Source organism: Pseudomonas sp. 06C 126 (assembly GCF_001855215.1).
Classification (GTDB): domain Bacteria; phylum Pseudomonadota; class Gammaproteobacteria; order Pseudomonadales; family Pseudomonadaceae; genus Aquipseudomonas; species Aquipseudomonas proteolytica.
In genome coordinates, this window is sequence record NZ_MIFU01000108.1 from 192923 (window position 1) to 219447 (window position 26525).

Genomic DNA, 26525 nt, shown 5'->3' on the forward strand with positions numbered 1-26525 from the left:
GGCAGGCTTTTCGCGTTATCGTTAACGATCTTCGCGAGCAAGCTCGCTCCTACAAGGGCAGTTGTGTGGCTGCGAGCAGTTCTTGGGTGTAGGGATGTTGTGGTGAGTCGAACAGCTCCTGGCTCGGGCCGCGCTCGACCACCTGGCCATCTTTGATCACGACCATATCGTGGGCCATGGCCCGCACCACGGCCAGGTCATGGCTGATAAACAGGTAGGTCAGGCCGTACTTTTCCTGCAGTTCACGCAGCAGCGTCACGACTTGTTTTTGCACGGTGCGGTCCAGGGCCGAGGTGGGCTCGTCCAGCAGCATCAAGGCCGGGCGCAGTACCAGCGCGCGGGCAATGGCGATGCGCTGGCGCTGGCCACCGGAAAATTCGTGGGGGTACCGATAGCGGCTGGCCGGGTCGAGGCCCACATCCTGCAGCACCTTGATCACCTGCGCGTCACGCTCCTGCAGGCTGCAGGGTGCGTGTACCTCCAAACCTTCGCTGATGATCTGGTGCACAGACATGCGCGGGCTGAGGCTGCCGTAGGGGTCCTGGAATACCACCTGCATCTGCTTGCGCCAGGGCCGCATCTGCTTCTGGCTCAGGCCATCGAGGGCCTCGCCCTGGAAGCGGATGCTGCCGCTGGAGTCCAGCAGGCGCAGGATCGCCTGGCCCAGGGTGGACTTACCGCAGCCAGACTCGCCGACGATACCCAAGGTCTTGCCCCGTTGCAGGTCCAGGCTGATGCCGTCCACCGCCTGCAGGTACTGCTTGCGTTGGAACAGCCCGCCACCGATGGGGAAGCGCACACTCAAGCTGTCGACCTGCAAGACGTTCTCGCGTTGATCCTGGCCCAGCGCCGTGCCGACCGGTTCGGCATCCAGCAAAAGGCGGCTGTAGGGGTGTTGCGGGGCACTGAACAGGGTTTGGCAGTCGGCCTGCTCAACAATTTCCCCGGCCTGCATCACGCACACGCGCTGGGCAATGCTGCGCACCAGGTTGAGGTCATGGCTGATCAACAGCAAGGACATGCCCAGGCGTTGCTGCAAGGATTTGAGCAACTGCAGGATCTTGCGCTGCACCGTCACATCCAGCGCGGTGGTTGGTTCGTCGGCGATCAGCAATTCCGGCTCGCACGCCAGGGCCATGGCAATCATCACCCGCTGGCGCTGCCCGCCCGACAACTGATGGGGGTAGGACTTAAGACGCTCCTGGGGGTTACGGATGCCCACCAGGTCCAGCAGTTCGAGGATACGAGCCTGGGCCGCCTTGCCGGCGAGGCCCTTGTGCAGCAGCAGGGTTTCGCCGATCTGCTTTTGGATGCTGTGCAGGGGGTTGAGGGAGGTCATCGGCTCCTGGAAGATCATCGCGATGCGGTTGCCGCGCAGTTTTTGCAGGGCGCTGGGCCCGGCGCCGATCAACTCTTGACCGCGGTAACGCACCGAGCCGCTGCTCGCGGTACCGGCCTGGGGCAGCAATTGCAGGATCGAATGGGCGGTCACCGACTTGCCCGAACCGGATTCGCCCACCAGCGCCAGGCACTCGCCGGGGCGGATATCCAGGGACAGATTGCGCACCACGGTCTGGCCGCTGAAGGCGACGCACAGGTTGCGGATCTCGATCAGGTTGTCGCTCATACGGATTCACTCATGAACGTGGGTCGAAGGCATCTCGCAACGCCTCGCCGATAAATACCAGCAGCGACAGAATCAGTGCCAGGGTGAAAAACGCTGTTAATCCCAGCCAAGGCGCCTGCAGGTTCTGCTTGCCCTGGGCGATCAATTCACCGAGGGACGCGCTGCCTGCCGGCATACCGAAGCCGAGGAAATCCAGGGCGCTGAGGGTGGAAATCGCCCCGGTCAGGATAAAGGGCAGGTAGCTCAAGGTGGCCGTCATCGCGTTCGGCAGGATATGCCGGCGGATGATCTTGCCGTCACCCAGGCCCAGGGCACGTGCGGCTTTGACGTATTCCAGGTTGCGCCCGCGCAGGAACTCGGCGCGGACCACATCCACCAGGGCCAGCCAGGAAAACAGCGCCATGATCCCCAGCAGCCACCAGAAGTTGGGCTCGACAAACCCCGAGAGAATAATCAGCAGGTACAGGACCGGCAGCCCCGACCACACTTCGAGGATGCGCTGGCCGAGCAGGTCGACCCAGCCGCCGTAATAGCCCTGCAAGGCGCCGGCGGCGATGCCGATGGTGGCGCTGATCGCGGTCAGCGCCAGGGCGAACAGGATCGACACCCGCGCACCGAAGATCACCCGCGCCAGCACGTCCCGGGATTGGTCGTCGGTTCCCAGCCAGTTCACCGTGGACGGCGGGCTGGGGGCAGGGCGGGTCAGTTCGTAGTTGGGCGTGTCATCGCTGAAGGGGATTGGCGGGAACAGCATCCAGCCGCCGTCCTTCTTGATCAGTTGCTGCACGTAGTCGCTGCGGTAGTCGGCCTGGAACGGCAGTTGCCCGCCGAACTGCTGCTCGGTGTAGCGCTTGAACACGGGGAAGTACAGTTCGTCCTGGTAGCTGAGCACCAGTGGTTTGTCGTTGGCGATCAGCTCGCCACCCAGGGTCAGGATAAACAGCCCGATAAACAGCCACAGCGACCACCAGCCGCGGCGGTTTTGCTTGAAACGTTCGAAGCGCCTGCGGGCCACGGGAGACAGATTGAGCATCAGGCGTTCCTCGCGGCGAAGTCGATACGCGGGTCTACCAGGGTGTAGCAGAGGTCGCCGATCAGTTTTATCAAGAGGCCGAACAGGGTGAAGATAAACAGCGAGCCGAAGACCACGGGATAGTCCCGCGACACGGCGGCCTCGTAACTCATGCGGCCGAGGCCGTCGAGGGAGAAAATCACTTCGATCAGCAAGGAACCGGCGAAGAACACACTGATAAACGCCTGGGGGATTCCGGAGATCACCAGCAGCATGGCGTTGCGAAATACATGGCCGTAGAGCACGCGGCGCTCGCTCAGGCCCTTGGCCCGTGCCGTGACCACGTACTGGCGCGTGATTTCATTGAGGAACGAGTTTTTGGTGAGAATGGTCAAGGTGGCGAACCCGCCGATCACCAGTGAGGTGACGGGCAACACCAGGTGCCAGAAGTAATCAGCGATCTTGCCAACGGTGCTCAGTTGCTCGAAGTTCTCCGACACCAGGCCGCGCACCGGGAACCAGTTCAGGGTGGTGCCGCCGGCGAAGACCACGATCAAAAACATCGCAAACAGGAACGCCGGCATCGCGTAGCCGATGACGATGGCGGTACTGCTCCAGACATCAAAACTGCTGCCATGGCGCACCGCCTTGCGGATCCCCAGTGGGATCGACACCAGGTAGGTGATCAGCGTCGCCCAGAGGCCGAGGGACACGGTCACTGGCAGTTTTTCCAGGATCAGGTCGGTCACTGTGGCGCCGCGAAAGAAGCTGTTGCCGAAGTCCAGTTGGGCATAGCTCTTGAGCATCAGCCACAGGCGTTCGTGGGCTGGTTTGTCGAAGCCGTATTGTTTTTCGATGTCCTTGATCAGTTTCGGGTCAAGGCCGCGGCTGGCTCGCGAGCCGCTGCTGACGCCGTCGCCGGACGACCCGCCGACGCTTGCGCCGCCGATGCCTTGCAGATGGGCGATGGCCTGTTCCACCGGCCCGCCGGGCGCGGCCTGGACGATCACAAAGTTCACCAGCAGGATGATCACCAGGGTCGGGATGATCAGCAGCAGGCGCCGCACGATATAGGCAAACATCAGTGGGCACCTCGCGACTTGCTCAGTTGGGCTTTCATCTGCTCATTGGTCAGGGGTGTCGGGCTGACTTCCCACCACGATTCCAGCGCCTCGTCGTTGCTGGCTTCGATGGCCGGGCGGCCGAAGCGGTTCCACCAGGCCGCCGAGGTGCCGGGCGGGTAGTAATTGGGGATCCAGTAGTAATTCCATTGCAGCACCCGATCCAGGGCATGGGCGTAGCTGAGCATCTGCGTCTGGGTGGTGGCGCGCACCAGGCCGGTGATCAGGGTGTCGACCGCCGGGTTTTGCAGGACGAAGTAGTTGTTGGCGCCTCGGTCGAACGCCGCGGCTGAGCCGAAGTAGTTGTACAACTCAAGGCCCGGCGAGGTGGTGACAGGGAAACCGGTGACGATCATGTCGTAGTCGCGGCTCATCAGCCGGTTGACGTACTGCGAGGAGTCGATGCGTCTGATGTTCAGGGTGATGCCGATCTGCGCCAGGTTGCGCTTATAGGGCAGCAGCAGGCGTTCGAGGCCGTTTTGCACATTGAGGAAAGTGAACTCCAGCGGCTCGCCGGCGGCATTCACCAGTTTGTCGCCCTTGGGCGTCCAGCCTGCTTCTTCCAGCAGGGCCAGGGCTTGCAACTGCTTGTCGCGAATCATCCCGGTGCCGTCGGTGGTGGGCGCCTTGAACACCTGGGTGAACACTTCGTCGGGGATTTGCCCGCGCAAGGGTTCGAGAATCGCCAGCTCCTGGGCGTCTGGCAGTTGCGTCGCGGCCAGCGGGCTGTTGGAAAAGTAGCTTTGCTGGCGGATGTACAGGTTGCGCATCATCTGCCGGTTGGCCCACTCGAAATCCCAGAGCATGGCCAGGGCCTGGCGCACACGGCGGTCCTGGAACATCGGTTTTTGCAGGTTGAACACGTAGCCCTGGGAGTTTTGCGGCGCATCCTTGGCCAAGTGCGCCCGTTGCAGGCGGCCATCATCCAGGGCCGGGCCGTTGTAGCCGATGGAATAGCCGGTGGCGGAAAACTCACGGTTGAAATCGTAGGCGCCGCCACGCAGGACCTGGCGGGCGACTTCGGTATCGCCGAAGTATTCCAGGCTCAGGCGATCGAAGTTGTACAGGCCGCGGTTGACGGGCAGGTCCTTGCCCCACCAATCGGGGTCGCGCTGGAAGGTGATGGTGCTGCCGGAATTGATCTTGCTGACCTTGTACGGGCCGCTGCCCAGCGGTGCTTCATAACCGCCGCCATTGGCGAAGTCGCGGCTCTTCCACCAATGTTCGGGGAGTACCGGCAGGGTCGCGACATCCAGGGGCAGGGTACGGTTTTCATTGCTGGAGAAGTCAAAGCGCACTTGCAAGGGGCCTTCGACCTCGACGCGCTTGACGTCGGCAAACAGCGTGCGAAAGCGCAGGCTGCCCTGGGTCATCAGCAGGTTGAAGCTGTAGCTTACATCTTGGGCGGTGATCGGCTTGCCGTCGGCAAACCGCGCCTTGGGGTTGAGGAAAAACCGCAGGTAAAGGCCATCCTCGGCGCGCTCCATCTTTTCAGCCACCAGGCCGTAGACGGTATAGGGCTCATCCAGCGAGCGGTAGGCCAGGGGCGAATACACCCAGCCGTCCAGTTGGCTGACGCCGATGCCTTTGTCGATATACGGCAGCACATGGTCGAAGCGGCCGACTTCGAGGGCCGAACGCTTGAGGCTGCCGCCCTTGGGTGCTTCGGGGTTTACATAGTCGAAATGACTGAAACCGGCAGGGTACTTGGCGGGCTCGCCGTAGACAGTCAGTGCATGTTGAGGGGCCGCGAACGAGACAGTGCTCGCCAGCAGCAGGGCCAGGGTAGAACCAACCAACGTGAGGAAGTCCAGTCGCATTATCAGCCTTGGGCGCCGGGTGAAGAAGGAAGGGGACTTGTACCCTAACCGCGTGCGGGTCGCCAGTCACCCTGCTGCCACACAAACACAACGGCCCACCAAGAGGCGGGCCGTTGTGTTTTGCAAAGACGGGGATCAGTCCTGGCGGCTGGTCACTTCCAGCAGGTGATAACCGAACTGGGTTTTCACTGGGCCTTGCACGGTGTTGACCGGGGCGCTGAATACGACATTGTCGAATTCCTTGACCATTTGGCCTGGGCCGAACGAACCCAGGTTGCCGCCATCACGGCTCGATGGGCAGCTGGAGTTGGCTTTGGCGATTTCTGCGAAATCAGCGCCGCCTTCGATCTGGGCTTTGAGTTCGTTGCACTTGTCTTCGGTGGCAACCAGGATGTGACGGGCGGTAGCTTTGGGCATGGTGGGTAACTCCTTGAATAAAAAAGGTGAGCGTACCGGATTCAGGCGGTTATTTCCCGGCAAAGTTCCACTGAATTATCGGGTCGGGTTCAGGCATCGGAGAATGTAGCTGGAGTGCCTGTTATAGGCAGGGGATCGGTTTGTTGTGGCGAGCGGGCTTGCCCCGCGCTGGGCTGCGCAGCGGCCCTAAAACTTACAGCCTCGGTTTATCTGAAAAACCGCAGCGGGCTTAATGGGGCTGCTGCGCAGCCCAGCGCGGGGCAAGCCCGCTCGCCACAACAAGCCCGCTTGGCACAATATGCCTGCTTGGCACAATAAGGCCGTTACCATTCAACGGCACGACCAGTTCGCTTACGCAGACCCCAGTGTTTTCTGAGCACGCAGGCGTGCGGCCGCTTCACGCAGCAATTGCTCGGTGCCGTCCCACCCCAGGCAGCCGTCGGTCACCGAAACGCCGTAGCGCATCGACGGGCTGAGGGGTTGGCAGCCTTCGAACAGATGGCTTTCCAGCATCATGCCGATCAATGAGGTGTCACCCTGCAAGCGTTGCTCCAGCACGTCATTGAATACCCCAGGCTGGCGCATCGGGTCCTTGCCGCTGTTGGCATGGCTGCAATCGACCATGATCCGCGTGGCCACTTTGCTTTTGGCCAGGTCGGTCTTGACCTGGGCCACGCTCTGGCGATCGTAGTTCGGGCCACGGTGGCCGCCACGCAATACCAGATGGGTATCGGCGTTGCCCGGGGTCTGGATGATCGCCGGGTGCCCCTGGCTGTCGACGCCGAAGTGGCGGTGCGGGTGAGCCGCAGAGCGCATGGCGTCACAGGCGATGGCCACGCCGCCGTCGGTGCCGTTCTTGAAGCCCACGGGCATGCCCAGGCCGCTGGCCATTTCCCGGTGGATCTGCGATTCGGTGGTACGGGCGCCGATGGCGACCCAACTGAGCACGTCATCGAAGTAACCGGCGGCCATCGGCTGCAGCAGCTCGGTGGCAACCGGCAAGCCCAGGCGCAGCATTTCGCGCATCAATTCCCGCGACAGCGTGAGGCCGGCGGCCATGTCATCGCTGCCATCGAGGTGCGGGTCGTAGGCCAGGCCTTTCCAGCCGATGGTGGTGCGCGGTTTTTCGACGTAGGCGCGGATCACCAGGAGCATCTGGTCACTGACGTCATTGGCCAGCTTTTTCAGATTGCGCGCGTATTCCATGGCGGATTCGGGATCATGGATCGAGCAGGGGCCGACGATGATCAGCAGGCGGGAGTCTTCACCCTTGAGAATCGCGCGGATGGCTTGGCGATGAGCGTTGACTTGCTCGGTCAGGAACGGGCTCAGGGGCAACTGATGCTTGAGCTCAAGGGCGCTGGGCAAGCGCTGGGTCAGTGCTTCATTGGCGCTGGCAAGGGTGGTGACGGGCAGGGCGGCGATGGATGAGTTCATGGTTTCTGCTTCCTGGGCAAGCGGCGGGCTGTTCCCGCACGCTCTGCCCTACTGGGGTGTTCGACAATTGGCCGTATTGGCTGCGTGTGTTGGCTTGCCACCAATAGGTGACCGATCGGAGGCGGCAGGCTGTCCCGAACGGAGCTTGCTAAATCGCCAGGCGGTGCAGGTGTCGTAACGGTAATAAGTGGAGTAGTTCATGGTGTGATTTCCTTTAAGTTCGGTGTGTAGCAAAAATTGTTCAGGGCTGAAAAAACAAAACCCCCGGTCGGGGAGCCGACCGGGGGTTAGATTTCTCTGGCAGGCGACCCCTTGAGTAGTGGGCGCCGATTTCAGGTATCAGGCGCGCCAGTGGCTAAACCAATACCCAAAATAAAAGCTGACCAGTGCGCTCAAACCGTTCACGCGGGTAGCCACGACCGAACGCTGTGCGTTGGCAGTAGGGCAAGCCTGGGTGAGGGTGAGTTGCAACATGGTGTTTCTCCAAATGATGGGGTGGAGCTTAACTGAGGCATGGCGGTGGATTCAATCAGTAATTTCTATCGCGATGAGGGGCTTACCACTATGGGGGGTGTCCCGATATGCTGGATGGATACTCACAATGATAGCCAGGACGCGACCATGACCACCTTGACCCTTGCCAGTGCCCAAACCTGTGCCATCGCTGGCGACCTGTCGGGCAATATCCAGCGTCACCTGGCATTTATGGTCGCGGCCGCCGAGCAGGGGGTGCAACTGCTGGTATTTGCGGAATTGTCCCTGACCGGCTACGAGCCTGCGCTGGCGGCGGGGTTGGCGATTGCGCCGGACAATGCAGTGCTGGCGCCCCTGCGGGAGCTGGCGCGTGAGCTGCGCATGACGGTGGTGGTTGGCATGCCGATTCGCGTGCCGTCGAGCAGCGGGGTGCTGATTGGTGCGCTGGTGTTGGCGGCGGATGGTTCTATGGCGGTCTACAGCAAGCAGCATCTGCATCCTGGCGAAGAGGCGGCATTTACGGCAGGTTCGGGTGGAGAGGCGTTGGCGTGGGGTGAGGATCGGATTGCCCTGGCGGTCTGCGCCGACTTTTCCCACGCCAGCCATCCACAGGATGCGGCGAAGCTCGGCGCTACGGTCTATGCGGCCGGTGTCTTGATCAGCGAGGGTGGTTACGCCGCAGACAGTGCGTTGCTTCAGGGATACGCCGCCGAGCACTCGATGGTGGTGTTGATGGCCAATCATGGCGGGCCGTCCGGCGGTTGGGCGTGTGCCGGGCGCAGTGCTATCTGGGGGCCTGATGGCGAGTTGATTGCGGCTGCGCCCGGTATGGGCGATGCCCTGGTAATAGCGCGCAGGGAGGCTGGCAGTTGGAGCGGCTGGCAGGTCATGCTGTGACGTAATGGAGGCCACCGCGATGGCATTCACCCTCAAGGCCGCATCGGACCAGCACCTGGCCTTTGCGCGCACCCTGACACATCAGGCGATGGGCCATTACTATCGGCAGTACGATTTGGCGTGGTCCGATAAAGGCTTCGATACCGCCTGGGCCGGGCGGGAAAATTGGTTGATTTGCCAGGATGACAGGCTGGTAGGGTTTGTCAGTCTGAGCCGGGATGACAACGCGCTATACATTCGCGAGCTGCACATTCTCGATACTTTTCGCCGCCAGGGCGCAGGCAGTTGGGTGCTGGAGCAGATGATTGCCAAGGCGCGTGTCGAAAACCGGGGCTATTTGCGCTTGACGGTATTCAAGACCAATCCGGCAAAAAGGCTGTATCAACGCCAGGGCCTGAGTATCGTCGGTGAAGAGGGTTGTTTCTGGCGCATGGAGTCCGTTTGTCTGCCAGCGCAGTCGTCGCGTTAAACCTCGCGCTCGACTTGAATCGGTGCATACTGCCCTTTAGGAGCCGATCTCCTGATCATTGCCCAGGCTATTTGCCTCGTTAAGGATGATCCCGTCTTTCATGCCCAAAAGGACCGCGACCTTATGGGCTTCCCCACGCCGCCCCTTTTTGCGCCCAGCGAGCACTTGATAGGTGGTCGCCGGGTCCACGCCATGCTCCCTGGCGAATGCCTGGACCGATTTTCCTTGATGTTCCAGCCAGGCTTTGGCTTGTGCAGCGGTACGGATTCCGGGCATAGTTCAAAACCGTTCAAGTTTGTGTAAAACGAGATGACATCGTCACCTCTTGGGGTGTGCCATAAAGGATATTACATCCAAATGAGTGGAATAGGTTCGCGCTTAAGGCAAGAGAGGGAGCGGCTGGGTTTGTCGCAAAAGGTTTTCGGTGAAATAGGAGGCGTGGAGGCTAACGCCCAAGGTCGATACGAAAGCGGTGGTCGCGCGCCCAAGGCTGATTACTTATCGCGCGTTGCAGAGAAGGGTGTCGATATCCTGTTTGTTTTGACAGGGAGCCCCACGCCCATCCAGCTGGAAAACCTGAGCCAGGTCGAAGAAAAGGTTCTGGGCAACTACCGCGCGATGTTTAAAGAGGATCAGGATGCGATCCGCCGGCTGACCAGTACCTTGGCAGAGCATTGCTCTGTGGTGAATGGAAAATCCCCGCCGATCCCCAAGGAATCCTGACCTTTTACCCAGGAAACACCCCCGCCTGCCGCTCGGCAGGCGTTCGTAGTGTATTGAAACTCTATATATATGACGCGTTCAGCTAGGTCTGTGCCGTGGTTTTTTGCTAAGGTGTCCGGCAACCTATAAGACCATTTCGCGAGGTGTCTGCTTGATTAGGGTGCTAGTAGTCGATGACCATGATCTCGTTCGTACAGGCATTACACGAATGCTGGCTGACATCGATGGCCTGCAAGTAGTCGGTCAGGCCGAGTCAGGGGAGGAATCCCTGATCAAAGCGCGTGAATTGAAGCCCGATGTGGTCTTGATGGACGTCAAGATGCCGGGGATTGGTGGTCTTGGCGCTACCTGCAAGTTGTTGCGCAGTCATCCGGATATCAAGGTCGTCGTAGTGACGGTCTGTGAAGAAGATCCTTTTCCCACAAGGCTTCTTCAGGCGGGCGCGGCAGGCTACCTGACAAAAGGTGCAGGGCTCGCGGAAATGGTCCAGGCCATCCGCCTGGTATTCGCTGGCCAGCGTTACATCAGCCCGCAGATTGCCCAACAACTGGCAATCAAGTCGTTTCAGCCGGTCAGTGACTCGCCATTTGATGCCTTGTCCGAGCGCGAAATTCAGATTGCCCTGATGATTGTGGGGTGTCAGAAGGTCCAGTCGATTTCCGACAAGCTCTGCCTGTCGCCGAAAACCGTGAACACCTACCGTTATCGAATTTTCGAGAAGCTATCCATCAGCAGTGATGTGGAACTGACCTTGCTGGCGGTTCGCCACGGCATGGTGGACGCCAGCGCCTGAAATGCAAGCCACTGAAATAACCGCCGCGTTTGACCCGAGTGCATTTCTTGCGACCTGCAGTGGCCGGCCTGGCGTGTATCGCATGTTCGACAGCGAGGCGCGCCTGCTGTACGTCGGCAAGGCCAAGAATCTCAAGAAACGCCTGGCCAGCTACTTTCGCAAGACCGGCCTGGCGCCGAAGACGGCTGCGCTTGTAGGGCGTATCGCCCAGGTCGAAACCACCATCACCGCCAATGAAACCGAGGCGCTGCTGCTAGAGCAGACGCTGATCAAGGAGTGGCGGCCGCCCTACAATATTCTGTTGCGTGACGATAAGTCCTACCCGTACGTGTTTCTGTCGGACGGTGACTTTCCACGCCTGAGCATCCATCGCGGGGCAAAGAAGCGCAAGGGCAAGTATTTTGGCCCTTACCCCAGCGCCGGGGCGATCCGCGAGAGCTTGAGCCTGCTGCAAAAGACCTTTTTCGTGCGCCAGTGCGAAGACAGCTTTTACAAGAACCGTACCCGCCCGTGCCTGCAATACCAGATCAAGCGCTGCAAGGCGCCCTGTGTCGGGCTGGTCGAGCCCCAGGAATATGCCGAAGACGTGCGGCACTCGGTGATGTTCCTTGAAGGGCGCAGCAATGCCCTGGCGGACGAACTGTCCGGCGCCATGGAGCAGGCAGCCAGTGTCCTGGACTTCGAAAGGGCCGCCGAACTGCGCGACCAGGTGTCCTTGTTGCGGCGGGTGCAGGATCAGCAAAGCATGGAAGGTGGCACCGGTGATGTCGACGTGATCGCGGCTTTCGTCAATCCAGGTGGCGCTTGCGTGCACCTGATCAGCGTGCGTGGCGGCCGGGTGCTGGGCAGCAAGAACTTCTTTCCCCAGACGGGAATCGAGGAGGAGGTGGCCGAAGTCATGGCGGCGTTCCTCGGCCAGTACTACGTCAGCAGCCCCGAGCGCGACCTGCCGAGCGAACTGATCGTCAACGTGGTGCATGAGGATTTCCCCGCACTGATCGACGCGATCCATGCATTGCGCGGCCGCGAACTGGACATCAGCCACCGGGTGCGCGGCACCCGTGCGCGCTGGCAACAACTGGCGGTGACCAACGCCGAGCAGGCCCTGAGTGCCCGCCTGGCCAACCGCCAGCATGTGGCCGCGCGTTTTGAAGCGCTGGCTGACGTGCTCAAACTCGACGAGCCGCCGCAACGCCTGGAGTGCTACGACATCAGCCACTCCAGCGGCGAGGCGACGGTGGCATCTTGCGTGGTGTTCGGGCCGGAAGGGCCGATCAAGTCCGATTATCGCCGCTATAACATCGAAGGCGTCACCCCGGGCGACGACTATGCCGCCATGCACCAGGCCTTGACCCGGCGCTTCAGTAAACTCAAGGACGGCGAGGGCAAGCTGCCGGATATCCTGCTGGTGGACGGTGGCAAGGGCCAGTTGTCCATGGCCCGTGATGTACTTAACGAACTGGCGGTGCCCGACCTGATCCTGCTCGGCGTGGCCAAGGGCACGACGCGCAAGGCCGGTTTCGAAACGTTGTACTTGAATGATGCGGCCCATGAGTTCACCTTGAAGGGCGATTCACCGGCGCTGCACCTGATTCAGCAGATCCGTGACGAAGCCCACCGCTTTGCCATTACCGGCCACCGCGCCAGACGTGGTAAAACCCGGCGTACTTCAACCCTGGAAGGGGTTGCAGGGGTAGGGCCAAAACGGCGGCGTGAACTGTTGAAACATTTTGGTGGATTGCAGGAATTGTCCCGTGCCAGCATTGAAGAAATAGCCAAAGCCCCCGGTATCAGTAAAAAGCTCGCTGAGTTGATTTATGCAAACCTACACAGCGAGTAGAATGCCTTCTCACCTCGTAGCCAGTTGTGCCGATGAATATCCCTAATCTGATCACCGTTCTACGCGTCCTGCTCATTCCGATCTTCATTTTGCTGTTTTACCTGCCCTATGAATGGAGCTACATGGCCTCCAGTTCGGTCTTTGCCTTCGCGGCCGCGACCGACTGGCTGGATGGCTACCTGGCACGACGCCTGGAGCAGAGCACGCCGTTTGGCGCGTTCCTTGACCCTGTGGCCGACAAGCTGATGGTCGCCGTGGCATTGGTGCTGCTCGTCCAGGAGCACGGCAACCTGTGGCTGACCCTGCCTGCTGCCGTGATCATCGGTCGCGAGATCGTCGTATCGGCCTTGCGCGAGTGGATGGCCGAAATCGGCGCACGCGCCCACGTAGCCGTGTCCAACATGGGCAAATGGAAAACCGCCGCGCAAATGCTGGCGCTGGTCATCCTGCTGGCCAACCCGTCGAACTTCACCTTCTGGGTGCTGTTGGGCTACGCCTTGCTACTGATCGCCGCCGGCCTGACCCTGTGGTCCATGCTGCAATACCTGCGCGCCGCGTGGCCCCACTTGCGCACGACCGTGGAAAAGAAATAAAACATTTTTGAATCAAGGGCTTGACGTGTGTTCTGGAATCTATAGAATGCACACCACCAAGACGCGGGAATAGCTCAGTTGGTAGAGCACGACCTTGCCAAGGTCGGGGTCGCGAGTTCGAGTCTCGTTTCCCGCTCCAAACATTAAAAAATGGATCTCTGAAAAGAGGTCCATTTTTTTCGTCCCAAGAAAAGTCTTTCTTTGGCTTTTGCTGCGCTCTTCCCTGAAACACTCCTATCCAGTTCTTGTGGGCGCACTTTTCAGTGGGTCAATGCCCGGGCCCATCAGCAACTGGAGCGTACTGCCAAAGAGGTGCGCAAAAACATTGTGTTTCTGGTCGTGGGTCTTAATAGTCCGATCGGACCTAGAGCCTTCCACTTTATTTGGTCGCTGAATCGGCTGATATCACTTGCGACTGCTTAATGCATTCGGACCGGCTGGTTTCCTTGACTGCAAACAACAGGCAGCGCACTGCTTCACGATCCTGCTCTGACAATAAACGGTAGTAGCGGATCAATCGCTCTTCTTCTCGGTCGAGCTGTCGGGGCCGCAGGGATGTACCGAGGGCGGCACGCAGCGTGGGTAAAAACGAAGTATTTAGCATGATCCTGATTCTTCATGAGATGAATGGATATGTGGGCTTCTTGCCCAGAACAACTGAATACATAACGTTTATTGTAAAGAAGGGCTCGTCATTTTTCGTGACTGTCGGGTTTTTCGGACGGGGCCTTCGGAAGCGCTTGGTAAAGACGTAGGAGCGATCTTTCAAGGTCGACTGGATAGTGCTGCGATTGAGCGCAGAGCCCACCAAACTGGCATCCATCGTCGGAGGGGCGGTGCGACAGCGGCACGCAACGCTGAGGCGCTGCGCATGATGGATAACGCCCCCGCGCTTCACCAGGCACACTTGCTGGCACAAGATTGATCTCGATCATCTACCCCACCTGACACACCCTCTATGCTGGCGTTTCCATAAAAGGCCAAGGATGGCTCATGGAGAGCCACCGGCCATGCATTCTCAAGGAAGAGTCAGTCATGCAGTCATTGAAGATTATTTTGTTGTCGTCGGCGTTCAACGGTCTGACCCAACGGGCCTGGCTGGATTTACGTCAGTCGGGGCACGAGCCCAGTGTGGTGTTGTTCACCGATGAAGCCACGGTATGCCGGCAGATCGAGGAGTCGGCGGCGGATCTGGTGATCTGCCCGTTTCTCAAGGACCGCGTACCGCAGCAGCTCTGGAGCAACGCGGACCGCCCGGTGGTGATCATTCATCCGGGGATCGTGGGCGATCGTGGCGCCAGCGCCCTGGACTGGGCCATCACTCAGCAGGTCAGGCGCTGGGGCGTCACCGCGTTGCAGGCGGTGGAGGAGATGGACGCCGGCCCAGTCTGGTCGACCTGTGAGTTCGACATGCCCGCCGATGTGCGTAAATCCGAGTTGTACAACGGTCCGGTGAGTGACGCTGCGCTCTATTGCATCCGTGACGTGGTGGGTAAGTTTGCCAGCGGTTTCGTACCGACGCCACTGGACTACACGCAACCTGACGTTATCGGACGTTTGCAGCCGAACATGAAGCAGGCTGATCGCACCTTCGGTTGGTACGATTGCGCCCGGTTCATCAAACGCAATATCGATGCGGCCGACGGCCAGCCCGGTGTGTTGGCGAGTCTCGCCGGCGGGCAGTATTACCTGTATGACGCGCACCTGGATTCGCGCCGCGGTACGCCGGGGGAAATCCTCGCGGTGCAGGATGACGCGGTATTGGTCGCGACCGGCGATCACAGCCTGTGGATCGGCTCACTCAAGCGCAAGGCCCAGCCCGGCGAGGAAACCTTCAAGTTGCCGGCCCGTCACGTACTTGCTGGGCAGTTGGCGGGTGTACCGGTGCTGGATGGTTCGATTGCCAGCCAAGGGTTCGACGAGATGGCGTATCAACCGATTCGGTATCAAGAGTCGGGTCATGTTGGCGAACTGACCTTCGAGTTCTACAACGGTGCCATGAGCACCGAACAGTGCCAGCGGCTGGTCGCTGCGCTGCGTTGGGCCAAGGCCCGGGACACCCAGGTGCTGCTGATCCGGGGCGGGCGCGGGAGCTTTTCCAATGGTGTGCACCTCAACGTGATTCAGGCGGCCGAGGTGCCGGGGCTGGAGGCCTGGGCCAATATCCAGGCTATCGACGATGTCTGCCAGGAGCTGCTGACGGCCCGGCAACTGGTGGTCAGTGGCCTGACGGGGGGTGCCGGAGCCGGCGGCGTGATGCTGGCGCTGGCGGCCGACATCGTATTCGCCCGGGCAGGTGTGGTACTCAATCCGCATTACAAAACCATGGGTTTGTATGGCTCTGAATACTGGACCTACAGCCTGCCGCGCGCGGTCGGCAGTGAAATCGCCCATAAACTTATCGAAGAATGCCTGCCGATCAGTACCTTCCAGGCCCGGCAGTGGGGGATGATCCAGGATATCGGTCCACACTGCCCGCGGGCATTTGGCGCCTGGTTGCTGCAACAGGCCAGTGCTGCGTTGACCGATCAAAAGTACGCCCTGCATCGAGCGCGCAAAGCCCAGTTGGACCTTGAGCAGATTGAACGCTGCCGCGAAAACGAGCTGGCTCAGATGCGCTTGGACATGGTGGAAAACCGCCAACAGTTCGCCGAGAAGTGCCGTAACTTCGTGTTTAAGCGCAAGACCTGCCAGACCCCGCAACGCTTGATGGCGCCGTGGGCATTGGCGCCCAAGGCCACGCTGGTTGACTGAGAAGAAAACGCCGCCTCTACTCTTTTGCCGTCAGGGCGGAATTTCCTTTCTGCCCTGGCGGTCCATAATGCCAATGGAAAAAAGACACAAAAGGGTGAAGTGATGCGGCGAATGTATAGGGGCGTCATCTGCCAGGCCTTGCTGGCCATGGTTTTGGCTATCAGCCTGCCGGGATGGGCAGATGCGGCCGCAGCGCCGGCGCCAGTCGATGTCGTCGACAGTTTGCCGCTGTTGCCCGAAGACGCCGACCTCAAGCAGCTTAGCCAGCAGCTTGAGCTGATTCGCCAGAGCGTGCCGATCAGCACCAGTGACGAGAAGCTGGCGGAGTTTCGACAGGGTGCACTGCAGGTACAGCAACAGGCTGCCCTGTTGCTCACGGTACGCGCTACCGAGATGGAGCGCCTCGACGATCAACTCAAGGTATTGGGCGAGGCCCAACCTGGGGAAGCGCAGAGCCTTACCGACCAGCGCAATGCCCTTACGCGCAAAAAGAACAGCCTGCTGGACGATGAGCAGCAGGCCAAACAACTGAGCCAGACGAGCCGCGAGCTCGCTGCGCAAATCGTCAACCTGCGGCGCAATCTGTTTAATTCCCAGGTCACTTCACGTACCGATACTCCCTTCAGCCCCACGTTCTGGTCGACCCTGATCCGCCCGACCCCGGAAGACCTGCAACGCCTGGACAATCTAAAGGCCGAAGGCATTGTCGCCTTGAAAAGTGCGGTCAGCCCCGAGCGCCGTTGGGCGTTCTTCGGCACGTTGTTGGCGGCAGTGCTGATCTGGAGTTTCGGCAGGCGACTGCTTGAGCATCTGCTGACCTGGGCGATGATCCGCTGGCTGCCGGAGGGTCGCTTGCGGCGCAGCACGTTGGCGGTGGCGGTGGGGTTATCGTCGATCCTGACGATCATGGGCGCCGTCTCGCTGATGCGCTGGGGCTTGGAAAGCAATGCCGTCTTGAGCGAGAACCTGGCCCGGCTTTCCGATCATCTGGTCACCCTGGCCACCTTCTGTGCGTTTATTGCGGGCCTTGGACGCGCCTTGCTGATGCTGCCGCGCCCGTCCTGGCGGTTGCCGGCCATTGCCGATGAGATTGCCAGTGCGCTTGGGCCTTTCCCGGCGATTCTGGCGGTGGCCTTGATGCTGGTGGCCACCGAAGAGCGGATCAACAATGTCACGGGCGCCAGCCTGGCGTTGACCGTGGCGCTCAATGGCCTGACGGCGCTGACCACGGCGCTGATCTTTATCGCCGCGTTGCTGCGCGTGCGCCACGTGCGCAAAAAGCTTGCGCTGGAGCGCCCGGGCGGGCTCGCCGGCATGCTGCCTTTTGTCGCGTCGATATGGGTGGCGGTGATTGTCCTGGCGTTGTTTACCGGCTACCTGTCCCTGGCGTACTTCCTGACCGTCAAGCTGCTGTGGGTCAGCGTCGTGGCGGCGACGGCCTACCTGCTGATCGCCTTTTACGGCGACGTTTGTGAAACCTTGCTGTCGCCCAAACAGCCGAGCGGCCTGGCACTGGCCAACGCATTGGGGCTGTCGCCACGGCACCAGGCCCAGGCTTGTACGGTGCTGGCTGGCGTCGGCCGTACGTTGTTGCTGCTCACCGCAGTGATGGCGGCCTTTTTGCCGGCGGGCTCCAGCCCCAGCGAGTTGCTCCAGGGTTTCAGCCAGTTGGGCGAGTCCAGCAAGACGCTGGGCAACCTGCATATCATTCCCCAGGACATCCTCGTTGCGCTGCTGATGTTTGTCATCGGCTTGTTCGCCGTGCGTACCTTGAAGCGCTGGCTGAGCGAGCGTCTGCTGCCGGAAACCAACATGGACGCCGGCATGCGTGCGTCCCTGGTCACCTTGGTGGGGTACCTGGGCTTTGTGTTGTTGAGTCTGCTGGTGATGTCGACCTTGCGCATCAACCTGACCAGCCTGACCTGGGTCGTCAGTGCCTTGTCGGTGGGGATCGGCTTCGGCCTGCAGGCCATTGTGCAGAACTTCATCTCCGGGCTGATCCTGCTGACCGAACGGCCGGTGAAAGTCGGCGATTGGGTCAGCCTGGGTGGGGTCGAGGGCGATATTCGGCGGATCAACGTCAGGGCCACCGAAATCCAGATGTCCGACCGCTCGACGGTGATCGTGCCCAACTCACAGTTCATCTCGCAGAACGTGCGCAACGTCACCATGGGCAACGCGCTCGGCGTGGTGGGTATCACCCTCACATTGCCGCTGGACACCGATGTATTGAAAGTTCGCGAACTGTTGATGCAGTCGTTTACCGAGCATGAGGCGATTCTCGCCACCCCCGCACCTTCGGTCACCTTCAAGGACTTGGCCAGGGACGGCCTGATCATTGGTGTCAGCGGCTACGTCAACAGCCCGCGTTCGGTGTCCGGTACCCGCAGCGATTTGCTGTTTATCCTGCTGGCGCGCCTTCAGGAAATGGGCATTACATTGTCTTCCCCCCAGAGCATGGTCTTGATTCCGGGAGAAGGAACTGCAGCGATTGGCGATGGGCAATGACGAGGTAGGGGTGCGTGAAAATAAAAAGCCTGATGACAGTGATGGTTGCTGTCTTGTCCTGTTTTTCCCTGACGGCTTGCAAGAGTAACGACGTGGCTGAAACTTACAGCTGGTCGGGAACGGTATCCGCACCCCAGGAATACCCTATGGAGATTTACCGGGGCGCCATCATCGCTGAGGGTTTTACTTACGGTTTTGACGCGATCTGGGGCACGCAGAATACCGGTTGGGGCAACCACGGTGGAACGATGACCACCGCGATCGAAAAAAAGCGTGTGCCTTATCAGCTGGAATTTACGTGGTACTCGCTGGTGGAGCGAACGTTCTATACCGGTAACTGGGCCTTGGACAAAGACCAGATAAAGCGCCTCCTGGATGAGGGCTTTATCGACCAGGACACCCGTAAAAAAGACACCTACAACACTTTTGTCGTTGGGTTGGCGCCGCAGGGTCGGGTGGTGCTCTGGCTGAGCGGGGCGGGAAACCAGAAGGAGGTCGGGGTCTTTCAGGCGCAGGCCACGACGATGACCAAGGAGAGCGCCTACAGCAACGCCCAGTACATGTTTAAAGACGGCTATGCAGACCGCATGCTCAATGATCCGTCCTATAAGACCTTCAGCCCGCAAATCCGGCAAAAAATCCAAGCGCAAGGCTATCCTGCGCCGCAAACCTATAGCGTCTACCGGGAAAAATATAGCTGGAGACCTGTGGTTGTCCTGCAAGAGGGCGAATGGCTGGATTTTGCATTCAGCGCCTACAACGGCGAGCAAGAAAATATATTCGCAAAGGCTCTACTGGATAATCGCTATGAACAAAGGGCCATTCCCAAGTTCTGTGGCTTCTATTGGCGCAACGGTACCAGCCGGTATGGCGTGTGGATCGACGCTTTCGATGAGAAGGAAATCTTTGATCTTTTCCAGAAGCTGGGCACGCAAAAAGATATCGACCTGCTAGTGAAGGTTGACGCGCAAAACACCAGGGTTTCCCTGGCATTGAGGGCAGGACTGCAAGAGTTCCCCATCGGTAAAGCGAAAGTCAGGCTGTCTCGTAAAATCGACTAGGCTCCCCCGGCTGATGGGAGAGCCACACTTAGCCCACTAGCAGGGCTGGGCCGCGAGGCTGTTGCTGACATTGCGCCCCAGCACCAGCACGGTCACAAAACCAAAGCCCACCAGCACCGTGGCAAGGCTCAGGAGCACCGAGCTGCCCAACTGGTCGACGATCCGCCCGCCGAAGAATGAGCCCAGGGCAATGATCACCTGGAACAGCGCGACGAAGAGCGGCATGCCGCGTTCGACATCCTTGGGCGCCACGACAAACATCCAGATGCTGGCGCAGGCCGGGAAGGCGCCGAAGGCAAAACCCCAGAGCCCAATCAACATGGCTGCGCCGGTCATGCCGGTGGCGAAGTGGGGGAACAGGGCGGTGCTGGTGCCGATCATCAGCGCCACCAGCAACAGGGTGTGACGTACGCTGCGGTTGGCGGCGAAGCCGGCAAAAATATTCCCGCCACCCCAGCCACGCCGAAGAGCAAAAGCAACGAGCCAATCGTTGGCCCGTCGAAGCCGGCACTGTGCTTGAAGAACGGCGCGACATAGGTGTACGCGGCAAAGTGCGCCAGGCCGATCAGCAATACGGCGATCAACCCGACCCGCGCTTGGGGGTTGATAAACAAGGCGGGCAGGTCACGGATGTGGATGGCTTTCTCGGGGTTGAGTCGCGGCAGCAGGAATATCTGCGCCAGGAGCACCGGGACGCCCATCAGCGCGGTGACCAGGAAGGTCATGCGCCAGCCCATCAGGCCACTCAGCCAGGTGCCTACGGGCACGCCCAGGACGGTGGCGAGGGTCACGCCGACCATGATGATCGAAGTCGCCTGGGCGACACCCACGCCCTTGGGCGCCAGCCGGCCGCTCAGAGCGATGGCGGTCGCCCAGAAGCCCCCGATGCTGATACCCAGCAGCACGCGGCCCAACAGCAGCAGGCCAAAGTCGCTGGCAAAAGCCACTACCGAGTTGGCGATGATCATGATCAGCGTCAGGCCGATCAATAGATAGCGCCGGTCCATGGTGCCAATGCTGACCGACAGCAAAGGCGCGGCGAGGGCGGCCATGATGCCCGGCAGGGTCACCATCAGCCCGGCGTGACCGGCAGTGATACCCAGGTCACTGGCGACATCATTGAGCACGCCTACCGGCAGGAACTCACTGGTCACCAGGGCAAAGGCACCCACGGCCACCGAGAGAATCGCCAGCCACTGCTGTTTGACACTCTGTTGATTATGTTCGGGAAGGCTGCGAGGGACCTGGCTGGCGCTTGGCATGGTGTTGAGATCCGGGGGGAATGCAGCCTGAAGCCAGGCCGGGGGAGAATGTGGAGGCGATTATAGGAATCAGCGTTGGCAATTAAACAGGCCGGTCGGTTTGATAGTCATCATCAATGCAATCAATGCAGCATCTTGTAGGAGCCGGCTTGCCGGCGAAAATCGTCAACGATAACGCGGGCAACCGGAAGGAACACGACGCGCTTGAGTCTTTCGCTGGTAAGCCAGTTCCTACAAAACCGTTGGGTGGCAGGGGTTGTTCAATCGTACATGGTTCATCTGCAGCCCAAGCACGCCCATGGCTACTAACGCCGCGCCGGCACCCGCAATGGGTATATAGGCCAGCCCGAACTGGCTGATCACCCAGCCTGCCCCGATGCCACCCAGCGCAGTGCCGAGGTTGAACGCGGCAATATTGAGCCCTGAAGCCACTGCACTGGATTGGGGAATATGCTGGTGTGCCAGGCGCAGCAAGCGCAGGGTCGATAGGGTCACAATGGCAAAGAACACCACCCCCAACAGCCCCACCAGCATCAAGGTGGCGATGATCGAGTCGCCCCACACATACAAACCCAAGAGGTTGAACATCAATGCGCTCAACCCGCCGAGCAGGCATCGGTCGGCGTCGAATGCATCCGCGAGGTAACCGCCCAGCACGTTGCCAAGGATGGAGCAGACACCGAACACCAGCATCGCAAAACTCAGCACCTGTGGTTGAACGCGGGTGATCTCCAGCAGGAACGGCGACACAAAGGTAAAAAATGAGAAAGTCGCCACGCTCACCAGCATTGCGATGCTGGCAGCCATCAACAGTTCGCGCTGCAGCAGGGCGGCGAGGCTTTGTTTCAGGCCGTGGTCTTTGTGCAGTGCGTCGGCGGGTGGCTGGCGCATCAGCAGAATCAGGCCCAGGGTGCTGATCAAGCCCAGGCCGCCGATTGCCAGGAATACCATGCGCCATGACCAGTAGCTGCCGAAAAAGGTACCGATCGGCACGCCAAAGGCGATCGACAGGGTCAGGCCAATCCACACCAGTGATAGCGCACGCCCGGCCCGTAGCGGGTCAACCAGCTTGACCGCGGCGTTGGAGGCCACGGCCATGAATACACCGTGCGCCAGGCCGATAACGAAGCGTATGCCATGCAGGGTCACGATATCTGCCGCCAGGCTGATGACTACGCTGCCGATGGCCAGCACGGCGAGGGTCAGGAGCAACACGGTTTTGTCGCGCCAAGTGGCCAGCATGGCGGTGATGACCGGGGCGCCGATGGCCGCACCCAGGGCGTAGGCTGCAATGGCCGAACCCACTTGCGCGATGGACTCGCTCAGGTCGAGGGAGATTGCCGATACCAGGCCGGCGACGACGAATTCGGACAAGCCGAATGTGAAGGTACACAGTGAAAAAATGTAGATGACGGCAGGCATAAGAACTCAGTGACGGGAGGAGGGCGAGCGAGGCTTTAGGGGATGATGGGGCGCCGCTCGCCCGCTGGGAAATACTATAAAAGTCTCTGCCTGATACCTTTGACGACGACTAACCCCTGGTCGATGGCACCGAGGCAGGATTGAAATCGAGCATGGCGATAAAACTGTCCAGCAACGGTGATGGGTTGTCGGTGTTCCAACTCATATACAGGCCGATGGTCGGGTTGGGGGTCGCGCCCACGGGGCCGATCCGCCGAAACACGACCTTGTCGCGCATGATTGAGTGGGCAATCGATTCAGGCACCAGCGCGACCCCGAAGCCACAGGCCACCAGGCCGATCAAGGTATGGATCTGCGCGGCCTCCTGTACCACCCTGGGGTAAAAGCCGGCGGCTTCACACAGGGCGATAAGTTGGCTGTGATAGCCAGTGCCCAGGGCTTGGGGGGTGAACACGAAGTCTTCGCCAGCAAAGTGCCGCAAATCGATCTGGCCAGCATCCGCCTTGGGGTGGTGGGCAGGCAGCGCCATCACGATCTCTTCATCCAGCAATAGGCGCGACTCGACGTTTTGCGCCGAAATCGGCAATTTGCGCATGAAGGCAATGTCCGCTTCTCCCGCCACAATCGCCTTGGCCTGGTTGGAGGAGGGCATCTCCTTGATGATCAACTGCACCTTGGGAAAGTGTTCGCGGAACCGGCGCAGGCTATTGAGCAGCGACTCGTAGTAGGTGATCGACACGGCGGTCACTGTCAGCTTGCCCGCGATCCCTTCGGACACCTGGCGAGCGTGTTCGATGCCCAGCTCCAGTTCCTTGAGGGTGCTATAGGCGGCGTGCAGGAACGCGTCACCGGCCGGGGTCAGTTTTACCCCGCGTTTGCTGCGGTTGAACAGACTGAACCCCAGCTTGCCCTCCAGGCGGTTGATCGCCTGGCTCAGCGGCGGTTGAGCCATGTGCAGGCGGATCGCCGCCTTATGAAAGTGCAGCTCTTCAGCCACGGCAATGAACTGGCGCAGCAGGCGGGTTTCGATCATGTCTTCTGTTCCTTCATTTGAACCGATCAGTGGGCCAGGCGCGGCAATGGTACCGTTTATTCGCCCGCGTCGAGCCCCAGCCTCTTGTCACTGCCCGTCCGCCCACCCCGGCTGGCGCCCGAACGCCTCGAACAGCTCAATGATGGTTGCCTTGACCTTCTGTACCGCGTTGCTCTCGACCACCGTGTCATGCCAGCACAGTGAAAGATCGCGCTTGAACAGTCGATGATCGATCCTGGCCAGCTTGAGCCGGTGTTGCACCAACTCGGCGTGGGCCGCTGCCCACGGCAGGATCGTGACACCCAACTGCGCCTTGACGGCTGAGAACAACAGGTCGGTGGAGTTGGCTTCAAACTCAACCTCGCATTTGAGGCCGGCCTCCTGCAGGGCAAACTCGACCCGATTGCGAATGGTGTTGGGCGCACAAGGCAGCACCAGCGGCATGTTTGCCAAGGCCTCGATGGAGACCGGTTCATCGGGCAATTCAAACGCCGGCCACGCCACCAGGTACAGGGTTTCGGTCAACAGCCGCTGGAACGCCATGCCTCGGGTTTCGACCACATCAACGTTCACCGCCAGTGCCACCCGCCCCACGGTGATCAGGCGCCCCAGTTCGGCGCTGGGGGCATCGATCAACTCCAGCTTGATGCCGGGATATCGCTGGCCAATCGCGCGCGCCAAGGGAATGGCCAGCATGCGTGCGGTACTCGATGGCATGCCGACCGAGACTTTACCCTGCGGGAAGTCGGCGTCCTGGCGCAGCAGTTCCCGGGTGCCATCGGCCTGGCGCAGCAGCTCGATGGCATGCCGGTAAAGGGTCTGCCCGGCCGCCGTGGCGACTACGCCGTGCACGCTGCGTTCGAGCAACGGCATACCCATGTCCAGTTCCAGATTGCGCATCTGCTGACTGATTGCCGGCTGCGCAATATGCAGCGCTTCACTGGCGCGGGTAATGTTGCCGCACTCGATGACTTTGACGAAGTAGCGCAATTGGCGCAGGTCCATGGGTACCTCTTGAGCCATATGATTTTCCGATGAGAGTAGAGGAATATCATATTTTTAGTTTATGAGATACGGCGCCTAGACTCGGACCACAACCCACCAAGCGTTCTTCACTGGAGAACCCTATGCAAGCTTTGCAAGGCGTGAAAATCGTCGACCTGAGTCGCGCGCTGTCGGGACCGTTCTGCACCATGGTCCTGGCAGACCTGGGGGCCGATGTGATCAAGATCGAGCCCGGCCCGACGGGCGACATGAGTCGCACCTGGGGCCCGTTCGACCGGGGCGTGAGCACCTACTATTTATCTTGCAACCGCAACAAGCGCGGCATGTGCATTGACCTGCGCAACCCCGAGGGGCTGGCGACCGTCCAGCGCTTGATCGATGGCGCCGACGTCGTCATCGAGAACTTCAAACCCGGCACGCTGCACAGCATGGGCCTGGACTATGAAGTGCTCAGCGCCCGCAACCCACGACTGGTGATGGGCAGCATCAATGCCTTTGGCACCGACGGGCCGATGAGCAGTTGGCCGGGCTTCGACCAGATCGCCCAGGGCTACTCGGGCCTGATGAGCCTGACCGGTTTCGTCGATGGCGACCCGACGCGCACGGGCACCGCCATCGGTGATCTGACCTCGGGCATGTGGCTGGTGACGGCGGTGCTGGCCGCGCTGCTGGAGCGTGAGCGCACCGGCTGTGGCCAACATGTCAGCACCTCGCTGCTGGCCAGCCTGGTGGGGTTGTTGAGTGTGCACGGCCAACGCTATCTCAGCCTGGGGGATGTGCCACGGCGCACCGGCAACGCCCATTCAGTGATTGCGCCTTACGGGGTATTCCAGACCCAGGATGGCCCGCTGAATCTGGCACCGATTACTTCAGCCATGTGGGGGCGCCTGTGTGTCCTACTGGAGTTACCTGGGCTGCCGGACGATCCGCGCTTTGCCACCAACGAGGCGCGTGTCGAACGGCGTGACGAATTGCGCGGCATTCTGGAGAGCCGCTTGAAAACCCGCAGCAAGCGCGAATGGACGGCCATGTTCGTCGACGCCGGTTTACCCGCTGGCCCCATCAATACCCTCGATGAGGTTTTCGCCGACCCCCAGGTATTGCACAGCCAACTGACCGAGACCCTCACGCACCCCACACTCGGCGCACTGCGCCAGGTCGTGACCCCGGTGTTTGGCGCCACCGCCGGCGCCGCCAGCCGACCGCCGCCACTGCTGGGGCAACACACCGTCGAAGTACTGCGTGAAGCGGGTTTCGACGCCGCATCGATCAACGCACTGCTCGCCGCGCAAGTAGTGTTCCAAGACTGTGCCCAATCAACAGGAACCGCACCATGAATCCAACGTCTTGCGCCACCGTGACCGTCCAGCAGGTCGACCCACGCATCGCGCGGCTGGTCTTCAGCAATCCCACCCACCGCAATGCACTCAGCGCACAGTTGCTGCAGGCGCTTGACGAGAGCCTCGCGGCCCTGGCGGCGCAACGCATCCCGGTGGTGATCCTGGGCAGCGAAGTCGGCCAGTCGGTGTGGAGTGCCGGCCACGACATCCGTGAACTGCAACACGACCGCGACCCGATTGCCTACGGCAAACCGCTCGAGCGCGTATTGCGCAGCATCCGCGCCTATCCCGGGGTGGTGATTACCCTGGTGTCCGGCTCGGTATGGGGCGGCGCAGTGGACCTGGTGATGAGTTGCGACATGGTCGTGGCAGATCACAGCGCGAGCTTCGCCATGACCCCCGTAAACATTGGCTTGCCGTACACCACCAGCGGTCTGCTGCGCTTTTTCCACAACTTGCCGATTCATGTGCTCAAGGAACTGTTCTTCACGGCAAACAAGCTTGATGTGCAACGCGCCGAACGCTTTGGCCTGGTCAACCGCCTGGTCGACAGCGATATGCTGGAAGCCACCGCTCTGGAACTGGCGCAAGGCATCGCCAGCAAAGCGCCGCTGGCCGTGGCGGCAGTCAAGGAACAACTGCGCATCCTCGAAGACCTGCAACCGATGCCGGTGCAGGCCATGGAACAGATCGCCGAATTGCGCCGCCAGGCCTGCGAAAGCGCCGACTTTGGCGAAGGCCTGGCAGCCTTTGCCCAGCGCCGGCCGGCAGTGTTTAGCGGCAACTAATTGAACACCGCCCCTGTGGCGAGGGGGCTCGTCCCGGTACAAACCGGGGACATCGTTTACATTTCTAACCGGGGACATGGTTTACAGGTTAATACGCATGGTCAGGAGGTATCTGATCATGCCCTGGAA

Annotated in this window: 23 protein-coding genes, 1 tRNA gene and 1 pseudogene; 12 read left to right on the plus strand and 13 right to left on the minus strand. The window is 60.5% G+C overall.

Features of this window, described 5'->3' with window-relative positions; all coding sequences use genetic code 11:
• Positions 1–49: 49 nt before the first annotated feature.
• From BHC62_RS21765 to BHC62_RS29080, 7 genes are all read right to left on the minus strand, one after another.
• Complete coding sequence (locus BHC62_RS21765) at positions 50–1627, minus strand: ABC transporter ATP-binding protein (RefSeq protein ID WP_070996115.1); 1578 nt, start codon at positions 1625–1627, stop codon at positions 50–52.
• A 10-nt stretch (positions 1628–1637) separates the two neighbouring features.
• On the minus strand, positions 1638–2660 hold the full coding sequence (locus BHC62_RS21770; RefSeq protein ID WP_029293756.1) for an ABC transporter permease: 1023 nt from the start codon (positions 2658–2660) through the stop codon (positions 1638–1640).
• Positions 2660–3721, minus strand: coding sequence for a microcin C ABC transporter permease YejB (locus BHC62_RS21775; RefSeq protein ID WP_029293758.1), 1062 nt, complete (start codon positions 3719–3721; stop codon positions 2660–2662). Before BHC62_RS21775 ends, BHC62_RS21770 begins: the two co-directional genes overlap by 1 nt.
• A complete protein-coding gene (locus BHC62_RS21780; protein ID WP_070996116.1) occupies positions 3721–5580 on the minus strand; it encodes an extracellular solute-binding protein in 1860 nt (619 codons plus the stop codon). The genes BHC62_RS21775 and BHC62_RS21780 overlap by 1 nt, the downstream gene beginning before the upstream one ends.
• 135 nt (positions 5581–5715) lie before the next feature.
• Entirely contained in the window at positions 5716–5997 is a 282-nt protein-coding gene (locus BHC62_RS21785) for a peptidylprolyl isomerase (protein ID WP_029293764.1), read from the minus strand.
• Positions 5998–6348: 351 nt separating this feature from the next.
• Positions 6349–7434 (minus strand): 3-deoxy-7-phosphoheptulonate synthase, encoded by a 1086-nt coding sequence (locus BHC62_RS21790; protein WP_070996117.1) that lies wholly within the window; start codon positions 7432–7434, stop codon positions 6349–6351.
• Positions 7435–7773: 339 nt separating this feature from the next.
• Positions 7774–7908, minus strand: a complete 135-nt coding sequence (locus BHC62_RS29080) for a hypothetical protein (RefSeq protein WP_256324408.1) — start codon at positions 7906–7908, stop codon at positions 7774–7776.
• Between the two features lie 147 nt (positions 7909–8055).
• Between BHC62_RS29080 and BHC62_RS21795 the strand changes: the two genes are divergently transcribed.
• Entirely contained in the window at positions 8056–8805 is a 750-nt protein-coding gene (locus BHC62_RS21795) for a carbon-nitrogen hydrolase family protein (protein ID WP_070996118.1), read from the plus strand.
• 19 nt (positions 8806–8824) lie between these two features.
• Positions 8825–9274, plus strand: a complete 450-nt coding sequence (locus tag BHC62_RS21800; protein ID WP_070996148.1) for an N-acetyltransferase — start codon at positions 8825–8827, stop codon at positions 9272–9274.
• 36 nt (positions 9275–9310) lie between these two features.
• Here BHC62_RS21800 and BHC62_RS21805 read toward each other — a convergent pair whose 3' ends face one another.
• Positions 9311–9550, minus strand: a complete 240-nt coding sequence (locus BHC62_RS21805) for a DNA-binding protein (protein WP_029293771.1) — start codon at positions 9548–9550, stop codon at positions 9311–9313.
• A gap of 81 nt (positions 9551–9631) precedes the next feature.
• Here BHC62_RS21805 and BHC62_RS21810 point away from each other — a divergent pair, with 81 nt between their 5' ends.
• The 5 genes from BHC62_RS21810 to BHC62_RS21830 all read left to right on the plus strand — a co-directional run bounded on the left by BHC62_RS21810 (position 9632) and on the right by BHC62_RS21830 (position 13362).
• Positions 9632–9997: a helix-turn-helix domain-containing protein gene (locus BHC62_RS21810; RefSeq protein WP_070996119.1), complete on the plus strand. Its 366-nt coding sequence runs from the start codon at positions 9632–9634 to the stop codon at positions 9995–9997.
• A 151-nt stretch (positions 9998–10148) separates the two neighbouring features.
• Entirely contained in the window at positions 10149–10790 is a 642-nt protein-coding gene (gene uvrY, locus BHC62_RS21815; RefSeq protein WP_029293774.1) for a UvrY/SirA/GacA family response regulator transcription factor, read from the plus strand.
• 16 nt (positions 10791–10806) lie between these two features.
• Complete coding sequence (gene uvrC / locus BHC62_RS21820; protein ID WP_029293775.1) at positions 10807–12630, plus strand: excinuclease ABC subunit UvrC; 1824 nt, start codon at positions 10807–10809, stop codon at positions 12628–12630.
• A 32-nt stretch (positions 12631–12662) separates the two neighbouring features.
• Positions 12663–13223 (plus strand): CDP-diacylglycerol--glycerol-3-phosphate 3-phosphatidyltransferase, encoded by a 561-nt coding sequence (gene pgsA, locus BHC62_RS21825; RefSeq protein ID WP_029293776.1) that lies wholly within the window; start codon positions 12663–12665, stop codon positions 13221–13223.
• Between the two features lie 63 nt (positions 13224–13286).
• A tRNA-Gly gene (locus BHC62_RS21830) sits at positions 13287–13362 on the plus strand.
• A gap of 240 nt (positions 13363–13602) precedes the next feature.
• On the opposite strand, the gene BHC62_RS28345 is transcribed toward BHC62_RS21830, so the two are convergent.
• A complete protein-coding gene (locus BHC62_RS28345) occupies positions 13603–13827 on the minus strand; it encodes a hypothetical protein (protein WP_143007574.1) in 225 nt (74 codons plus the stop codon).
• Between the two features lie 431 nt (positions 13828–14258).
• Here BHC62_RS28345 and BHC62_RS21835 point away from each other — a divergent pair, with 431 nt between their 5' ends.
• The 3 genes from BHC62_RS21835 (at position 14259) to BHC62_RS21845 (ending at position 19546) form a co-directional block, all read left to right on the plus strand.
• Positions 14259–15977, plus strand: a complete 1719-nt coding sequence (locus BHC62_RS21835) for a hydrogenase maturation protein (protein WP_070996120.1) — start codon at positions 14259–14261, stop codon at positions 15975–15977.
• A 99-nt stretch (positions 15978–16076) separates the two neighbouring features.
• On the plus strand, positions 16077–18485 hold the full coding sequence (locus tag BHC62_RS21840) for a DUF3772 domain-containing protein (RefSeq protein WP_371128929.1): 2409 nt from the start codon (positions 16077–16079) through the stop codon (positions 18483–18485).
• 14 nt (positions 18486–18499) lie between these two features.
• On the plus strand, positions 18500–19546 hold the full coding sequence (locus tag BHC62_RS21845; RefSeq protein ID WP_143007575.1) for a DUF2931 family protein: 1047 nt from the start codon (positions 18500–18502) through the stop codon (positions 19544–19546).
• 36 nt (positions 19547–19582) lie between these two features.
• Here the strand turns inward: BHC62_RS21845 and BHC62_RS21850 are convergent.
• The 4 genes and pseudogenes from BHC62_RS21850 to BHC62_RS21865 form a co-directional block, all read right to left on the minus strand.
• Positions 19583–20808 (minus strand): annotated as a pseudogene (locus BHC62_RS21850) (MFS transporter).
• A 231-nt stretch (positions 20809–21039) separates the two neighbouring features.
• Positions 21040–22230, minus strand: a complete 1191-nt coding sequence (locus BHC62_RS21855) for an MFS transporter (RefSeq protein ID WP_070996123.1) — start codon at positions 22228–22230, stop codon at positions 21040–21042.
• A gap of 109 nt (positions 22231–22339) precedes the next feature.
• On the minus strand, positions 22340–23263 hold the full coding sequence (locus BHC62_RS21860) for a LysR family transcriptional regulator (RefSeq protein WP_070996124.1): 924 nt from the start codon (positions 23261–23263) through the stop codon (positions 22340–22342).
• Between the two features lie 87 nt (positions 23264–23350).
• Positions 23351–24286, minus strand: a complete 936-nt coding sequence (locus BHC62_RS21865; protein WP_238353642.1) for a LysR substrate-binding domain-containing protein — start codon at positions 24284–24286, stop codon at positions 23351–23353.
• Positions 24287–24390: 104 nt separating this feature from the next.
• Between BHC62_RS21865 and BHC62_RS21870 the strand changes: the two genes are divergently transcribed.
• Together BHC62_RS21870 and scpB are read left to right on the plus strand one after the other, a co-directional pair.
• Entirely contained in the window at positions 24391–25605 is a 1215-nt protein-coding gene (locus BHC62_RS21870) for a CaiB/BaiF CoA-transferase family protein (RefSeq protein ID WP_070996125.1), read from the plus strand.
• Complete coding sequence (gene scpB, locus BHC62_RS21875) at positions 25602–26396, plus strand: methylmalonyl-CoA decarboxylase (protein WP_070996127.1); 795 nt, start codon at positions 25602–25604, stop codon at positions 26394–26396. Before BHC62_RS21870 ends, scpB begins: the two co-directional genes overlap by 4 nt.
• Positions 26397–26525: the final 129 nt, after the last annotated feature.

Excerpts from the sequence above, each read along its gene's own strand:
- BHC62_RS21780 (WP_070996116.1), bottom strand. The coding sequence starts at position 5,580 with ATGCGACTGGACTTCCTCACGTTGGTTGGTTCTACCCTGGCCCTGCTG.
- BHC62_RS21770 (WP_029293756.1), bottom strand. The coding sequence starts at position 2,660 with ATGCTCAATCTGTCTCCCGTGGCCCGCAGGCGCTTCGAACGTTTCAAG.
- BHC62_RS29080 (WP_256324408.1), bottom strand. The coding sequence starts at position 7,908 with ATGTTGCAACTCACCCTCACCCAGGCTTGCCCTACTGCCAACGCACAG.
- BHC62_RS21800 (WP_070996148.1), top strand. The coding sequence starts at position 8,825 with ATGGCATTCACCCTCAAGGCCGCATCGGACCAGCACCTGGCCTTTGCG.
- BHC62_RS21785 (WP_029293764.1), bottom strand. The coding sequence starts at position 5,997 with ATGCCCAAAGCTACCGCCCGTCACATCCTGGTTGCCACCGAAGACAAG.
- BHC62_RS21835 (WP_070996120.1), top strand. The coding sequence starts at position 14,259 with ATGCAGTCATTGAAGATTATTTTGTTGTCGTCGGCGTTCAACGGTCTG.
- BHC62_RS21860 (WP_070996124.1), bottom strand. The coding sequence starts at position 23,263 with ATGATCGAAACCCGCCTGCTGCGCCAGTTCATTGCCGTGGCTGAAGAG.
- BHC62_RS21810 (WP_070996119.1), top strand. The coding sequence starts at position 9,632 with ATGAGTGGAATAGGTTCGCGCTTAAGGCAAGAGAGGGAGCGGCTGGGT.
- BHC62_RS21765 (WP_070996115.1), bottom strand. The coding sequence starts at position 1,627 with ATGAGCGACAACCTGATCGAGATCCGCAACCTGTGCGTCGCCTTCAGC.
- BHC62_RS21790 (WP_070996117.1), bottom strand. The coding sequence starts at position 7,434 with ATGAACTCATCCATCGCCGCCCTGCCCGTCACCACCCTTGCCAGCGCC.
- scpB (WP_070996127.1), top strand. The coding sequence starts at position 25,602 with ATGAATCCAACGTCTTGCGCCACCGTGACCGTCCAGCAGGTCGACCCA.
- BHC62_RS21775 (WP_029293758.1), bottom strand. The coding sequence starts at position 3,721 with ATGTTTGCCTATATCGTGCGGCGCCTGCTGCTGATCATCCCGACCCTG.
- BHC62_RS21855 (WP_070996123.1), bottom strand. The coding sequence starts at position 22,230 with ATGCCTGCCGTCATCTACATTTTTTCACTGTGTACCTTCACATTCGGC.
- BHC62_RS21805 (WP_029293771.1), bottom strand. The coding sequence starts at position 9,550 with ATGCCCGGAATCCGTACCGCTGCACAAGCCAAAGCCTGGCTGGAACAT.
- BHC62_RS21870 (WP_070996125.1), top strand. The coding sequence starts at position 24,391 with ATGCAAGCTTTGCAAGGCGTGAAAATCGTCGACCTGAGTCGCGCGCTG.
- BHC62_RS28345 (WP_143007574.1), bottom strand. The coding sequence starts at position 13,827 with ATGCTAAATACTTCGTTTTTACCCACGCTGCGTGCCGCCCTCGGTACA.
- BHC62_RS21865 (WP_238353642.1), bottom strand. The coding sequence starts at position 24,286 with ATGGCTCAAGAGGTACCCATGGACCTGCGCCAATTGCGCTACTTCGTC.
- pgsA (WP_029293776.1), top strand. The coding sequence starts at position 12,663 with ATGAATATCCCTAATCTGATCACCGTTCTACGCGTCCTGCTCATTCCG.
- BHC62_RS21795 (WP_070996118.1), top strand. The coding sequence starts at position 8,056 with ATGACCACCTTGACCCTTGCCAGTGCCCAAACCTGTGCCATCGCTGGC.